Consider the following 13,359-nt stretch of genomic DNA (forward strand, 5'->3'; position numbering starts at 1 on the left):
GCATCAGGCTGTTAAACAGAAACGTGGAGAGCGGCTGAGCCTGCTCCATCCGCGCCTCAAACGCCGCTTTGCCCTCTTTACGCACCAGCGTATCCGGATCTTCGCCGTCGGGCAGGAACATAAAGCGTAGCTGACGTCCGTCGGTCATGTACGGTAGCGCCGTCTCCAGCGCGCGCCATGCGGCTTCACGGCCTGCACGGTCGCCGTCATAGCAGCAGATCACGCTGTTGGTGACGCGGAACAGCAGCTGGATATGCTCGGCGGTGGTGGAGGTGCCCAGCGAGGCGACGGCATAGTTAATGTCGTACTGCGCCAGCGCGACCACGTCCATATAGCCTTCAACCACCAGCAGACGCGGCGGTTCAGCGTTATCCTGCTGCGCTTCATAAAGGCCATACAGCTGGCGACCCTTATGGAAAATATCGGTTTCCGGGGAGTTAAGGTATTTCGGCATGCCATCGCCCATGACACGACCACCAAAACCAATCACCCGACCACGTTTGTCGCGGATAGGGAACATCACGCGTTCGCGGAATCGATCGTAGGTACGCCCGCGATCGTTAGTGACTAACATGCCCGCATCGGTCAGCGACTGGCGATTTTCACCGTTGCCGCCAAAGCGTTTTAAAACGTTGTCCCAGCCGGGAGGAGCATAGCCAATGGCGAAGCGTGAAATCACCTCGCTGCTTAAGCCGCGCTGGGCCAGATACTGGCGCGCAGGTTCAGCCGCTGGCTGGTTCAGAGATTGCTGATAAAAGGCGTTTAGCCCGTCCATCAGCTGGTAGAGCGTCTGCCGCTGGTGGCGCTCAATCTGGCTTGGACCATTGCCCGCTTCATACGGCACGTCGAGGTTGTGCATCGCCGCCAGCTCTTCAACGGTCTCGACGAACTCGAGCTTGTCGTAGTTCATCAAAAAGTCGATGGCGTTGCCGTGGGCGCCGCAGCCGAAGCAGTGGTAAAACTGTTTCTCACCGTTCACGGTGAAAGAGGGGGTTTTTTCGTTATGGAACGGACAGCACGCGTGAAAATTCTTGCCCTGCTTTTTCAGCTTCACCCGCGCGTCGATGAGATCGACGATGTCGGTGCGTGCCAGCAGGTCATTAATAAAGACTCGTGGGATTCGTCCAGCCATAGGCCCCGTCTACCTTTAGCGTGATGCGTTAAGGTATGTCAGATTATAAACGAAAATAAGCCGCGCATTCCTTTCGGAAGCACGGCCTTAAAACTACAACTCTGTCTGTAAACGGAGGGTCAACACCCTCAGCTAATTAGTACAGACGAGTACGGCGTGCGTTTTCGCGAGCCAGTTTCTTCGCGTGACGTTTCACAGCGGAAGCTTTGGCGCGTTTACGTTCGGTAGTCGGTTTTTCATAGAACTCACGACGACGAACTTCCGCCAGAACACCTGCTTTCTCACAGGAACGCTTGAAGCGACGCAGAGCTACGTCGAACGGCTCGTTTTCACGTACTTTAATTACCGGCATGTGCCTCTCACCTTTGATTAATTCGGTTTGCCGCTGGCATCAACGCCAGCTTATTTCAAAATGGTGCGGAATTTTACTGCAAATGCTGCTGCTTTGTAAAGCACCGCAGCCCTTTTTACAAGGGCGCTCTCATAAGGAGGGGGAGTATACACGACCTCTGTGCCTGGGTTGAACAATAGTTTTACAACCACCGCCCATGACCCTACACTGCGCGGTATTGCAAAGAGGTAAAGAATAGCCATGCGTGTACTGGGAATTGAAACATCCTGCGATGAAACCGGCATCGCCATCTACGACGATGAAAACGGGCTTTTAGCCAACCAATTGTATAGTCAGGTGAAACTGCACGCTGACTACGGTGGCGTGGTGCCGGAGCTGGCCTCCCGCGATCACGTACGTAAAACCGTGCCGCTGATCCAGGCCGCGCTGAAAGAGGCGAATCTGGCCGCCAAAGATATCGACGCCGTGGCCTACACCGCAGGACCCGGCCTGGTCGGGGCGCTGCTGGTGGGGGCAACGGTAGGGCGTTCGCTGGCGTTCGCCTGGAACGTGCCTGCTATCGCGGTTCACCATATGGAAGGGCATCTGCTGGCTCCGATGCTGGAAGAGAATCCGCCCGAGTTTCCGTTTGTGGCGCTGCTGGTCTCCGGCGGCCATACGCAGCTGATTAGCGTGACCGGTATCGGCCAGTATGAGCTGCTGGGCGAGTCCATTGACGATGCCGCCGGTGAAGCGTTCGATAAAACCGCGAAGCTGCTGGGGCTGGACTATCCCGGCGGGCCAATGCTGTCAAAAATGGCTGCCGACGGCACGGAAGGGCGCTTTGTCTTCCCGCGTCCGATGACCGACCGTCCGGGGCTGGACTTCAGCTTCTCCGGCCTCAAGACCTTTGCCGCCAACACTATTCGTAACAACGGCAATGACGACCAGACCCGGGCGGATATCGCCCGCGCCTTTGAGGATGCGGTGGTGGATACCCTGATGATCAAGTGCAAGCGCGCCCTGGATCAGACCGGCTTTAAGCGGCTGGTGATGGCGGGTGGCGTCAGCGCCAACCGTACGCTGCGAGCGAAGCTGGCAGAGATGATGCAGAAGCGTCGGGGTGAAGTCTTCTATGCGCGACCGGAGTTTTGTACCGATAACGGGGCGATGATCGCCTATGCGGGCATGGTGCGTCTGAAAGCCGGTAGCCTGGCCGATCTCAGCGTGAGCGTGCGTCCGCGTTGGCCACTGGCAGAGCTGCCTGCGGCATAATGCCAGTCCGTAATGCCCGGCGGCGCACAGCTTGCCGGGCCTACTCTTCGTCCTTTACTTCCACATCTTTCTCGCGCTTTTTCTTCAGCTTGGTCCAGATTTTTGTCTCCTGATGGCGCCAGAGGCGCTGGATGTTGTCGTGATGGCGGAGCAGGATCAGGCAGGAGAGCATTGAGACCGGGAAGGTGAACTGGGGCTTAAACCACCAGACGTAGAACGGGGCGATCAGCGCGCTGATAATCGCGCCCAGCGACGAGTAGCCGCTCAGCAGAATGGTCAGCAGCCAGGTGCCGGCCATCACCCCAGTAAGATCCCAGCCTATCGGCGCAATCGCGCCAAACGCGGTCGCAACGCCTTTACCACCTTTAAAACCAAAGAAAACCGGCCAGATGTGGCCCAGGCAGGCGGCGATAGCAATTAGACCCAGCCAGAAGGGGGTGACGCCCAGCGCATAGGCTCCCCATACCGGCAGCATGCCTTTCAGCACGTCAAAAATCAGTACCGCTACGGCTGCGCCCTTGCCGCCAATTCGCAGGACGTTGGTCGCTCCGGGGTTGCCGGAGCCACTCTCGCGAGGGTCAGGCAGACCCGCGATGCGGCAGACCAGAATGGCGCTGGAGATTGAGCCGCAAAGGTACGCGAGGAGGATCATTCCCGGCGCGATTGCACTCATAACGCTGTTCCGTTTTGAAAATGTCGTTTTATTCTCAGCATCCGTGGATAATACGCATAATTTTTTGAAAGTGGTATCCAGGTTAGCCAAAAAGCGGACGGTGCGTGATGGACATTGTATTTATAGAGCAACTTTCGGTAATCACCACGATCGGTGTTTACGACTGGGAACAGACAATCGAGCAGAAACTGGTGTTCGATATCGAAATGGCGTGGGATAACCGGGCAGCGGCAAAAAGCGATGACGTCAACGACTGCCTGAGCTATGCCGACATTGCCGATGCGGTGGTAGGACACGTGGAAGGTCAGCGCTTTGCGTTGGTGGAGCGGGTGGCGGAAGAGGTGGCGGATCTGCTGCTGAGCCGCTTCAACTCACCCTGGCTGCGTATCAAGGTCAGCAAGCCGGGGGCAGTAGCGCGGGCGGCTAATGTCGGCGTTATCATTGAGCGTGGCAATAGTCTGAAAGAAAACATTTAAATTTATAATTATTAAACCAAACGGCACTATATGGGTCTTACGAGCGTGCCTTTTCGCGGCTTGTGGATGCAGAAGCCGTTTTTTTATGTCTTTTAGGGGTTTAAGTGATGAGCGATATGCACTCCCTGCTGGTGGCGGCCATTCTGGGCGTCGTCGAAGGGTTAACGGAGTTTTTGCCGGTCTCCAGTACCGGTCACATGATCATTGTCGGCCACCTGCTGGGGTTTGAGGGTGAGACCGCAAAAACCTTTGAGGTGGTGATCCAGCTGGGGTCGATCCTCGCTGTGGTGGTGATGTTCTGGCGTCGCCTGTTTGGCCTGATTGGCATCCACTTTGGTCATCCGCCGCACGAGGGCGAAGGCAAAGGGCGCTTAACGCTGATCCACATCCTGCTGGGGATGATCCCGGCGGTGGTGCTGGGGCTGGTGTTCCATGACACGATCAAGAGCCTGTTCAACCCTATCAACGTGATGTATGCCCTGGTGGTCGGCGGCTTCCTGCTGATTGCCGCCGAGTGCCTGAAGCCGAAAACCCCGCGTGCGCCGGGGCTGGATGATATGACCTACCGTCAGGCCTTTATGATCGGCTGCTTCCAGTGTCTGGCCCTGTGGCCGGGCTTCTCCCGCTCCGGGGCGACCATCTCCGGCGGGATGCTGATGGGCGTGAGCCGCTATGCCGCGTCGGAGTTCTCGTTCCTGCTGGCGGTGCCGATGATGATGGGCGCCACCGCGCTGGACCTCTACAAGAGCTACCACTTCCTGACGGTTGCCGACATTCCAATGTTTGCCGTTGGCTTTATCACCGCCTTCATCGTGGCGCTGGTGGCGATCAAAACCTTCCTGCAGCTGATTAAGCGGATCTCGTTTATTCCGTTCGCCATTTACCGCTTTATTGTGGCGGCGGCGGTCTACGTCGTCTTCTTCTAAGCGTTAAGGCGGCTGCCCTCACGCCAGTGGCTGAGGGCAGCGTGCCGCTTTCCACTTCGCTACCGCATCAATTCGCCGCTGGGTCAGCTCCTCGCGGATCTCAGCCCCCTTAAAGCCTGCCGCCACCACTTCTTTAGTCGATACCGCCTTCGCCACCTCCCACGCTTCGCGCAGCAGTCGCCCCTGCGGATAGTCGCGGGCTTCAAAGTGGGTGCGGCCGCGCACGTCGGCTTCGCTGGTCAGGGCGATCTGCTCCACGCGCTGGGGCTTGCGCCAGGCGTCGATAGAGTCGAATAGCTTCACAATGGTCTGCGGTTTAAGGATCGGGAAGGTGTGGATCAGGTCGTGGAACTCCGCTACCAGCTTCGCCAGATCGCGCAGCTCGTTAGGCACCCGCAGGCGTTCGCACAGGTTAGCGACCAGCTTAACGCCCGCCAGGCCGTGCCCGTGGTGGCGCGGCCAGAGTTCCGGTGGCGTCAAGCCTTTGCCAAGATCGTGGCACAGCGTAGCGAAGCGCACGTCGATATCCGGGCTGAGCATCGCCGCCATCGAGACCGTCATCAGCACGTGGATGCCGGTATCGATCTCCGGGTGCCACTTTGCCGGGGCAGGAATGCCAAACAGAACATCAAGCTCAGGGAACAGCACCTTCAGCGCACCGCACTCGCGCAGGGTCATAAAGTAGACCTGCGGGTTGCGGCTAGCGAGGGCATTTTCCGTCTCTTTCCAGACGCGCTCCGGCGTCAGGTGCTCCAGCTCGCCAGCGGCGGTCATCTCGCGCATCAGCGCCATGGTTTCGTCGGCAATACGGAAGCTGAGATGGGCATAGCGGGCAGCAAAACGCGCTACGCGCAGCACGCGAAGGGGATCTTCGCCAAAGGCCGGAGAGACATGGCGCAGGGTGCGGCTCTTGAGATCCGCCAGGCCCTGGTAGGGGTCGATGATCTTACCGTCGACATCCTGGGCGAGAGCGTTCACGGTCAGGTCGCGGCGGAGCAGATCCTGCTCAAGGGTGACGTCGGGCGCGGCATAGCAGGAGAAGCCGGTATAGCCAAAGCCGGATTTCCGCTCGGTACGCGCCAGGGCGTACTCCTCCCGGCTTTTTGGGTGGAGAAACACCGGAAAATCGCGGCCAACCTGCTGATAGCCTGCATCCAGCATCTCCTGTGGAGTCGCACCCACTACCACCCAGTCTTTATCTTTAACCGGTAGCCCTAACAACGCATCCCGAACAGCACCACCGACCAGATAACTCTTCACTACGCCACTCTCCTGACATACTTTTAACTGATGATACGTTAAGTGTAGAGAAAATGGCTAATCCGGTTCAGCTCATCCAGCGGTCTTTACGCTTGCGGCTGGGGATGATGTGCGGCAGTACCAGGCCTAAGAACAGCCCCGCGCCGAGCACGCCGCCGCCATACATAAACCACTGCATGATGATGGTGCGCTGCTTATCGTCCAGCTGCAGGTTCGCGGCGCTCACCTTCTTCTGCGCGACAATCAGCTGGTTTTTAAGCTGCTGGTTCTCTTCTTTCAGGCCGTTGATCACGCTATCGCTCTGGGCAACCTTCTGCTGCATGTCGGCAGTACGCTGGTTCCAGGTATTGTCGATGTTGGTCAGCTTATCGGTCAGGCTTTTCACCTGGTTCTCCAGATCCGGCACGCGGGTGCGCAGGCTCGGCTCGCTGCTCAGCTCCTTCAGCGGGATCCAGGCGGTACGACCGCTGCTGTCACGCACCTGACCGTAGTTTGAGTCCCCGTTGGTTTGCAGCAGCGCAACTTCTTCGCCCGCGTTAACCGTACCCACAAGGCGATAGTTATCACCCGGGCCGCTACGAACCCAGGTATTCAGTTCATCCGAAACGTAACGCTTTTCTTCGGCATGAGCCACGGCAGAAACGCATACAAGTAAAAACAGTCCAGTCAGGCGTAATTTAGGCATCAGCAGTCATTTGTTGTCATAAAAAAAGTGGAACGATAGTAGTGGCATCAGTCTGACGACGCAAAGTATTCGGTATCAATCAGAATCATCTGGGTCGCAAACGATCCGCACCGTGGAAATTTGGCGCAAAATACTATCTACTGACAAACATCGAGGGCGTAAGTTCGCCGAAAATTCCGCTGATGTGACATAACCATAAGTACAAGACCATGACTCAAGAGATCGAACTGAAATTTATCGTTGACCCATCCCGCGTGGATGCCCTGCGCACCCACCTGCATACCCTTACGGATGAGCACGTTGCACCTGCGACGCTGCTTAATATCTACTACGAGACGCCGGATGGCTGGCTGCGCGGCCACGACATGGGCCTGCGTATTCGCGGCGCGCAGGATCGCTATGAGATGACGATTAAAACCGCCGGTCGTACCGTGGGCGGCCTGCATCAGCGTCCGGAGTACAACGTGGCCATCGACAAGCCGGAGCTGGATCTTGCCCGCTTCCCGACCGAGGCGTGGCCGGAGGGTGGCCTGCCTGCGGATCTCGCCGAACGCGTCAGCCCGCTGTTCAGCACCCACTTCGATCGTGAGAAGTGGCTGGTTAACGTCGGCGACAGCCGGATTGAGATTGCGCTGGATCTCGGGGAAGTGAAGGCTGGCGAACTGGCTGAACCGATTTGCGAACTGGAGCTGGAGCTGCTGAGCGGCGCGGCGGAGGACGTATTAAAGCTGGTGCGCCAGCTGGTGACCCAGACAGGCCTGCGTCAGGGCAGCCTGAGCAAGGCCGCCCGGGGCTACCATCTGGCGAAAGGCAACCCGCCGCGTCTGCTGCGGGCGACGGAGATCCTGACCGTTGCACCGAAGGCGAGCGTGGAGCAGGGGCTGGAGGCGGCGCTGGAACTGGCTCTCTCCCAGTGGCAGTACCACGAAGAGCTGTGGGTCCGCGGCGAGAAAAACGCGCAGGGGGAAACCCTGGCCGCTATCGCGCTGGTGCGCCACACGCTGATGCTGTTTGGCGGCATTGTGCCGCGCAAAGCGAGCGCTCGCTTACGCGATCTGCTGACCCAGTCCGAAGCGACCATTACCTCAGCGGTCTCCGCCGCCACGGCGGTGTATAGCCCGGAGATCGCCACGGCGAAGCTGGCCCTGACCGAGTGGCTGGTGACCCGCGCCTGGCGGTCCTTCCTTGACGATAAAGCGCAGGCCAAAATCAACGACTCGTTTAAGCGCTTTGCTGACATCAACCTGTCGCGCCACGCCGCCGAACTGAAACGTAACTTTGCCCAGCCGCTGATGGATAAGTACCAGGACCAGCTCCCGCGCCTGGCGCGCGACATCGATAGCATGCTGCTGCTGGCAGGCTACTACAACGGCGTCCGCGCCCAGGCGTGGCTGGAGAACTGGCAGGGTTTACGGCACGCCATTAAAACCCGCCAGCGCGTCGAAATTGAACATTTCCGAAACGAAGCCATTGTGCAGGAGCCGTTCTGGCTGCACAGCGGAAAACGCTAACTCAGGCAAAGGACCCCCCCTTATGATGCCGCTCTCTTCGCCGCTTCAGCAGCACTGGCAGACCCTTGTTGAACGTCTGCCGGACACACTCTCCGCCTCCACGCTTAGCGCAGAGGCGAAGTCAGTGCTTACTTTTAGTGATTTTGTGCAGGGCAGCGTCGCCGCACATCCCGAGTGGCTGACGGCGCTGGAGAGCGAGCCGCCGCAGGCGGAGGAGTGGCAGTCCTATTCGGCGTGGCTCCAGCAAGCGCTGGCTGATGTCAGTGATGAAGCCTCGCTGATGCGCGAGCTGCGCCTGTTCCGCCGTCGTATCATGGTGCGCATCGCCTGGGCACAGGCCCTGCGGCTGATGCCGGAGGAGAGCACCCTCCAGCAGCTTAGCGTTCTGGCGGAGACGCTGATCGTCAGCGCCCGCGACTGGCTCTACGCCGCCTGCTGTCGGGAGTGGGGCACGCCGAGCAGCGCCGACGGCACGCCGCAGCCGCTGCTGATCCTTGGCATGGGCAAGCTGGGGGGGAACGAGCTGAACTTCTCCTCGGATATCGATCTCATCTTCTCCTGGCCGGAGAACGGGGCAACCCGCGGTGGACGTCGTGAGCTGGACAACGCCCAGTTCTTCACTCGCCTTGGTCAACGGCTGATTAAGGTGCTCGACCAGCCCACCCAGGACGGCTTTGTCTATCGGGTGGATATGCGCCTGCGCCCCTTTGGCGACAGCGGCCCGCTGGTGCTGAGTTTTGCCGCGCTGGAGGATTATTACCAGGAGCAGGGGCGAGACTGGGAGCGCTACGCGATGGTCAAGGCCCGGATCATGGGCGACAACGACAGCGTCTATGCCAGCGAACTGCGGACCATGCTGCGGCCCTTTATTTTCCGCCGCTATATTGATTTCAGCGTCATCCAGTCGCTGCGCAATATGAAAAGCATGATCGCTCGCGAAGTGCGGCGGCGTGGCCTGAAAGACAACATCAAGTTGGGGGCGGGCGGCATCCGCGAAGTGGAGTTTATCGTTCAGGTTTTCCAGCTGATCCGCGGCGGACGCGAGCCGTCGCTCCAGCAGCGCTCGCTGCTGCCGACGCTGGCCGCCATCGAGCAGCTCCATCTCCTGCCGGCGGGAGACGCCGATACGCTGCGGGCGGCCTACCTCTGGCTGCGGCGGCTGGAGAACCTGCTGCAAAGCATCAACGACGAGCAGACCCAGACCCTGCCGGGGGACGAGCTTAACCGTGCCCGTCTGGCATGGGGAATGGGCGTCGCCGACTGGCAGGCGCTCAGCGAAACCCTGGATCGGCACATGGCCGCCGTGCGGCGCGTCTTTAACGAGCTGATTGGCGATGACGATACCGACACCCAGGACGAGCAGCTGTCGGAGCAGTGGCGCGAGCTGTGGCAGGATACGCTGGAAGACGATGACGCCACGCCGGTGCTAGCCCATCTCTCCGATGGCGACCGTATCCGGGTGGTGGCGCTGATCGCCGATTTCCGCCGGGAGCTGACTCGCCGGACCATAGGCCCGCGCGGCCGCCAGGTGCTCGACCACCTGATGCCGCACCTGCTCAGCGAGGTCTGCCCGCGTGCCGACGCGCCGGTACCGCTGGCGCGCCTGATGCCGCTTCTGACCGGGATTGTTACTCGTACCACCTATCTTGAACTGCTGAGCGAGTTTCCTGGCGCGCTCAAGCACCTGATCTCGCTCTGCGCCGCCTCACCGATGGTGGCCAGCCAGCTGGCGCGCTATCCGCTGCTGCTGGATGAGCTGCTGGATCCCAATACGCTCTATCAACCCACGGCGATGGACGCCTACCGGGACGAGCTGCGCCAGTATCTGCTCCGCGTGCCGGAGGAGGACGAAGAGCAGCAGCTGGAGGCCCTGCGCCAGTTTAAGCAGGCCCAGCTGCTGCGCGTAGCGGCGGCGGATATTGCCGGTACGCTGCCGGTAATGAAAGTCAGCGATCACTTAACATGGCTGGCGGAGGCGATGATCGACGCGGTGGTCCAGCAGGCGTGGACCCAGATGGTGGCGCGCTTTGGTCAGCCGAAGCACCTGCGCGATCGGGAGGGGCGCGGCTTTGCGGTGGTGGGCTACGGCAAACTTGGCGGCTGGGAGCTGGGTTACAGCTCCGATCTCGATCTGGTTTTCCTGCACGACTGTCCGGCGGACGTGATGACCGACGGCGAGCGGGAGATCGATGGCCGCCAGTTCTATCTGCGCCTCGCCCAGCGCATCATGCACCTCTTCAGCACCCGTACCTCATCGGGCATTCTCTACGAGGTCGATGCCCGCCTGCGGCCTTCCGGCGCGGCGGGGATGCTGGTTACCACTGCCGATGCCTTTGCGGACTATCAGCAGAATGAGGCGTGGACGTGGGAGCACCAGGCGCTGGTGCGCGCCCGGGTGGTGTACGGCGATCCGCAGCTTAAATCCCGCTTCGACGAGATCCGCCGCGCCATTCTGATGACGCCCCGCGATGGCGATAAGCTGCAAACCGAGGTGCGGGAGATGCGCGAGAAGATGCGCGCCCATCTCGGCAACAAGCACCGCGAGCGTTTCGATCTGAAGGCCGATGCGGGGGGCATTACCGACATTGAATTTATCGCCCAGTACCTGGTACTGGGCCACGCTCACCAGAAACCAAAGCTGACACGCTGGTCCGATAACGTGCGTATCCTTGAGCTGCTGGCGCAGAACGACATTATGGATGAGCAGGAGGCGCAGGCGCTGACCCACGCCTATACCACGCTGCGCGATGCGCTGCACCATCTGGCGCTGCAGGAGCAGCCCGGTCACGTGCCGGAAACGGAGTTTGCTGGCGAACGGGAGCAGGTCAGCGCCAGCTGGCAGAAGTGGCTGCTAAAACCATGCGCGCAAAATTAAGTATGATATTATCGCGCGCAAATTTTGCATTTCGAGGGGACAGGAATGAAAGTAACGCTGCCAGAGTTTGAACGAGCAGGGGTGATGGTCGTCGGTGACGTGATGTTAGATCGCTACTGGTATGGCCCGACCAGCCGTATCTCACCGGAAGCGCCTGTACCGGTGGTCAAGGTCGATGCGATTGAAGAGCGGCCTGGCGGCGCGGCGAACGTGGCGATGAACATTGCCTCTCTCGGCGCACACTCACGCCTGGTTGGGCTGACCGGCATCGATGACGCAGCGCATGCGCTGAGTAAAACGCTGGCCGACGTCAACGTCAAGTGCGACTTTGTCTCCGTTCCGACCCATCCTACTATTACCAAGCTGCGCGTGCTGTCGCGCAACCAGCAGCTGATCCGCCTCGACTTCGAAGAGGGGTTTGAGGGCGTGGACCCCGAGCCGCTGCACGAGCGCATTAACCAGGCGCTGAGCAGCATTGGCGCGCTGGTGCTCTCCGACTATGGCAAAGGGGCGCTGGCCAGCGTGCAGCAGATGATCGCCCTGGCGCGCAAGGCCAACGTGCCGGTGCTTATCGATCCGAAAGGCAATGATTTCGAACGCTATCGCGGGGCGACGCTGCTGACGCCGAACCTCTCCGAGTTCGAAGCGGTGGCTGGGAAGTGTAAAAACGAAGCGGAGATTGTCGAGCGCGGCATGAAGCTGATTGCCAATTTCGAGCTCTCTGCGCTGCTGGTGACCCGCTCCGAGCAGGGGATGACCCTGCTGCAACCGGGCAAAGCGCCGCTGCATATGCCGACCCAGGCGCAGGAGGTCTACGACGTGACCGGCGCGGGTGACACGGTCATTGGCGTGCTGGCGGCAACGCTGGCGGCGGGCAACTCGCTGGAAGAGGCCTGCTACTTTGCTAACGCTGCGGCGGGCGTGGTGGTCGGCAAGCTGGGTACCTCTACCGTTTCGCCTATCGAGCTGGAGAATGCCGTACGCGGACGTTCAGAGACCGGCTTCGGCGTGATGAACGAAGAGGCGCTGAAGCAGGCGGTGGCGGCTGCACGCAAGCGCGGCGAGAAAGTGGTGATGACCAACGGCGTGTTCGATATCCTGCACGCAGGCCACGTCTCCTACCTGGCTAACGCCCGCAAGCTGGGCGATCGCCTAATCGTAGCGGTGAACAGCGATGCTTCAACGAGCCGCCTGAAAGGGCCGACCCGTCCGGTTAACCCGCTTGAGCAGCGCATGATCGTGCTCGGCGCGCTGGAAGCCGTGGACTGGGTGGTGTCGTTCGAAGAGGATACGCCGCAGCGCCTGATCGCCGGGATCCTGCCGGACCTGCTGGTGAAGGGCGGCGACTACAAGCCGGAAGATATTGCGGGCAGCAAAGAGGTATGGGCTAACGGCGGCGATGTGCAGGTATTGAACTTCGAAGACGGCTGCTCAACCACCAACATCATCAAGAAGATCCAGAAAAACTGATATGGTAGGCCGGGCAAACGCAGTGCCGCCCGGCGTTGCAGTATCAGCACCGTCACGCCCGGTGGCGCTACGCTTACCGGGCCTACAAATTGCACCGTACCCACCGGGCAATACCGACTAAAGGATCAGTCAATATTCTCAACTGGCGGAATAGCCGGTGCAGGCTTCACTTCGCTCGGCAGATCCTGCGGCTGAGCAGTTTCAGCCGACGCGGTCGCCGGACGGTTCTCCAGATCGCTGATGCGCTGCTCCAGCGCGGTCAGTTTCTCACGGGTGCGCAGCAGAACCTGCGTCTGGACATCAAACTCTTCACGGCTCACCAGGTCGAGTCGCGCCAGCTGGGATTGCAGCGTCTGGCGGATCTTCTTCTCTACATCCTCACCAAAGTCACGAATGCCTTTCGGCATTGACTCATGCACCTGGCGGGCGATTTGTTCAATTTTTTTCGGGTCAATCATAGTAGTTTCCCTGAACTGGTAAGTATTAACATTAGTGTAGCGTGGAATAGTGTAACGTGGATTATGCCGCGTGAAAGCAGAATTGTTACGGTGAATGGATTGCCGGGGATAATCAATAGCGTTATAGTTAATCTGCTTATTCTCAGGGCGGGGCGAAATTCCCCACCGGCGGTAAATCAGCCAAGGCTGAAAGCCCGCGAGCGCTCCACGCACGGCATTACGTCAGGCAGGGAGGTCAGCAGATCCGGTGTAATTCCGGGGCCGACGGTTAAAGTCCGGATGGGAGA

At 59.8% G+C, this 13,359-nt stretch carries 12 protein-coding genes and 1 riboswitch; of the genes, 6 read left to right on the forward strand and 6 right to left on the reverse strand.

What is annotated here, in order from left to right:
• Nucleotides 1-1,132 (reverse strand): DNA primase (dnaG, locus tag RTP97_RS20260; RefSeq protein WP_312416835.1); only part of this gene is annotated, 1,132 nt, incomplete at its 3' end.
• 136 nt (nt 1,133-1,268) lie between these two features.
• Complete coding sequence (rpsU, locus tag RTP97_RS20265) at nt 1,269-1,484, reverse strand: 30S ribosomal protein S21 (protein WP_001144069.1); 216 nt, start codon at nt 1,482-1,484, stop codon at nt 1,269-1,271.
• 240 nt (nt 1,485-1,724) lie between these two features.
• Here rpsU and tsaD point away from each other — a divergent pair, with 240 nt between their 5' ends.
• Nucleotides 1,725-2,738 (forward strand): tRNA (adenosine(37)-N6)-threonylcarbamoyltransferase complex transferase subunit TsaD, encoded by a 1,014-nt coding sequence (tsaD, locus tag RTP97_RS20270; protein WP_312416837.1) that lies wholly within the window; start codon nt 1,725-1,727, stop codon nt 2,736-2,738.
• 40 nt (nt 2,739-2,778) lie between these two features.
• Here the strand turns inward: tsaD and plsY are convergent, their stop codons facing one another.
• Nucleotides 2,779-3,411, reverse strand: coding sequence for a glycerol-3-phosphate 1-O-acyltransferase PlsY (plsY, locus tag RTP97_RS20275; RefSeq protein WP_312416839.1), 633 nt, complete (start codon nt 3,409-3,411; stop codon nt 2,779-2,781).
• Between the two features lie 107 nt (nt 3,412-3,518).
• Here plsY and folB point away from each other — a divergent pair, with 107 nt between their 5' ends.
• Both folB and bacA read left to right on the forward strand, forming a co-directional pair.
• Entirely contained in the window at nt 3,519-3,887 is a 369-nt protein-coding gene (folB, locus tag RTP97_RS20280) for a bifunctional dihydroneopterin aldolase/7,8-dihydroneopterin epimerase (protein WP_154057858.1), read from the forward strand.
• Nucleotides 3,888-3,994: 107 nt separating this feature from the next.
• Nucleotides 3,995-4,813 (forward strand): undecaprenyl-diphosphate phosphatase, encoded by an 819-nt coding sequence (gene bacA, locus RTP97_RS20285; protein WP_312212067.1) that lies wholly within the window; start codon nt 3,995-3,997, stop codon nt 4,811-4,813.
• 18 nt (nt 4,814-4,831) lie between these two features.
• On the opposite strand, the gene RTP97_RS20290 is transcribed toward bacA, so the two are convergent.
• Together RTP97_RS20290 and RTP97_RS20295 are read right to left on the reverse strand one after the other, a co-directional pair.
• A complete protein-coding gene (locus RTP97_RS20290; protein WP_312416842.1) occupies nt 4,832-6,073 on the reverse strand; it encodes a multifunctional CCA addition/repair protein in 1,242 nt (413 codons plus the stop codon).
• A 67-nt stretch (nt 6,074-6,140) separates the two neighbouring features.
• The gene (locus tag RTP97_RS20295) at nt 6,141-6,758 is read right to left on the reverse strand and encodes a TIGR04211 family SH3 domain-containing protein (protein ID WP_312416844.1); all 618 of its coding nucleotides are present in this window, start codon (nt 6,756-6,758) and stop codon (nt 6,141-6,143) included.
• 209 nt (nt 6,759-6,967) lie between these two features.
• Here RTP97_RS20295 and RTP97_RS20300 point away from each other — a divergent pair, with 209 nt between their 5' ends.
• The 3 genes from RTP97_RS20300 to hldE are packed head-to-tail and all read left to right on the forward strand — an operon-like array spanning nt 6,968 to nt 12,614.
• On the forward strand, nt 6,968-8,269 hold the full coding sequence (locus tag RTP97_RS20300; protein ID WP_312416846.1) for an inorganic triphosphatase: 1,302 nt from the start codon (nt 6,968-6,970) through the stop codon (nt 8,267-8,269).
• Nucleotides 8,270-8,294: 25 nt separating this feature from the next.
• Complete coding sequence (gene glnE, locus RTP97_RS20305) at nt 8,295-11,144, forward strand: bifunctional [glutamate--ammonia ligase]-adenylyl-L-tyrosine phosphorylase/[glutamate--ammonia-ligase] adenylyltransferase (RefSeq protein ID WP_312416849.1); 2,850 nt, start codon at nt 8,295-8,297, stop codon at nt 11,142-11,144.
• Nucleotides 11,145-11,189: 45 nt separating this feature from the next.
• Nucleotides 11,190-12,614, forward strand: a complete 1,425-nt coding sequence (gene hldE, locus RTP97_RS20310) for a bifunctional D-glycero-beta-D-manno-heptose-7-phosphate kinase/D-glycero-beta-D-manno-heptose 1-phosphate adenylyltransferase HldE (RefSeq protein WP_312416847.1) — start codon at nt 11,190-11,192, stop codon at nt 12,612-12,614.
• A 125-nt stretch (nt 12,615-12,739) separates the two neighbouring features.
• Here the strand turns inward: hldE and ubiK are convergent, their stop codons facing one another.
• A complete protein-coding gene (gene ubiK, locus RTP97_RS20315; protein WP_312212072.1) occupies nt 12,740-13,072 on the reverse strand; it encodes a ubiquinone biosynthesis accessory factor UbiK in 333 nt (110 codons plus the stop codon).
• A gap of 134 nt (nt 13,073-13,206) precedes the next feature.
• A riboswitch (FMN riboswitch) is annotated at nt 13,207-13,359 on the forward strand. This riboswitch is flagged as partial in the annotation.

It is taken from the genome of Pseudescherichia sp. (assembly GCF_031998825.1).
Taxonomy (GTDB): domain Bacteria; phylum Pseudomonadota; class Gammaproteobacteria; order Enterobacterales; family Enterobacteriaceae; genus Pseudescherichia.